Origin of the sequence: Mycobacterium sp. E2238 (assembly GCF_001672665.1) — a bacterium.
Lineage (GTDB): Bacteria > Actinomycetota > Actinomycetes > Mycobacteriales > Mycobacteriaceae > Mycobacterium.
Window position 1 is genome coordinate 1 of sequence record NZ_LZKF01000146.1, and the last position, 973, is coordinate 973.

General features: G+C 69.5%; 2 protein-coding genes. One reads left to right on the top strand and one right to left on the bottom strand.

What is annotated here, in order from left to right:
* Positions 1 to 93: 93 nt before the first annotated feature.
* Positions 94 to 360, bottom strand: a complete 267-nt coding sequence (locus A5711_RS12210; protein ID WP_369829932.1) for a hypothetical protein — start codon at positions 358 to 360, stop codon at positions 94 to 96.
* On the opposite strand from A5711_RS12210, the gene A5711_RS12215 reads away from it, so the two are divergent.
* Entirely contained in the window at positions 314 to 880 is a 567-nt protein-coding gene (locus A5711_RS12215; protein WP_067946772.1) for a riboflavin synthase, read from the top strand. The genes A5711_RS12210 and A5711_RS12215 overlap by 47 nt on opposite strands.
* Positions 881 to 973 lie beyond the last annotated feature (93 nt).

A 973-nucleotide genomic window follows, 5' to 3' on the forward strand; every position in this document is an offset into this window, starting at 1 on the left:
CCGTGCTACACCCCATCCGGCGAGCCCTACTGGACGCCTCCGGGCGAGCCCTGCTGAGCGAACCGGCGCGGCGCGCACTTTTCCGAAGGCGGCCTAGCGCGGGGTGAGCAACCGCTCAACGTATTTCGCGATCACGTCGACTTCGAGGTTGACCTGCGTGCCGACCGGGGCGCGGCCCAGCGTGGTCAGCTCGCGGGTGGTAGGGATCAGCGAAACCTCGAACCAGTCGGCGCCGAGCCCGGAGACCGTCAATGAAATGCCGTCGACGGTGATCGATCCCTTCTCGACGACGTAGCGGGCCACCGCCGCGGGGATCTCGATCCGCACCACTTCCCAGTGCTCGGACGGCGCCCGGCTCACCATCCGCGGACCGGTCGTGACCTCCGACGCCGGGCACGGCGACTCGATCGCCGTCAACGGCGTCTGCCTGACCGTCGTCGAGCTGCTGCCGGACGGCCAATTCACCGCCGACGTGATGGCGGAAACCCTCAACCGGTCCAACCTGGGCTCCCTGCAGGTGGGCAGCCCGGTCAACCTGGAGCGCGCCGCGGCGGTCAACAGCCGGCTCGGCGGGCACATCGTGCAGGGGCACGTGGACGGGACCGGGCAGGTGGTGAGCCGGGCGCCGTCCGAGCACTGGGAAGTGGTGCGGATCGAGATCCCCGCGGCGGTGGCCCGCTACGTCGTCGAGAAGGGATCGATCACCGTCGACGGCATTTCATTGACGGTCTCCGGGCTCGGCGCCGACTGGTTCGAGGTTTCGCTGATCCCTACCACCCGCGAGCTGACCACGCTGGGCCGCGCCCCGGTCGGCACGCAGGTCAACCTCGAAGTCGACGTGATCGCGAAATACGTTGAGCGGTTGCTCACCCCGCGCTAGGCCGCCTTCGGAAAAGTGCGCGCCGCGCCGGTTCGCTCAGCAGGGCTCGCCCGGAGGCGTCCAGTAGGGCTCGCCGGATGGGGTGTAGCACGG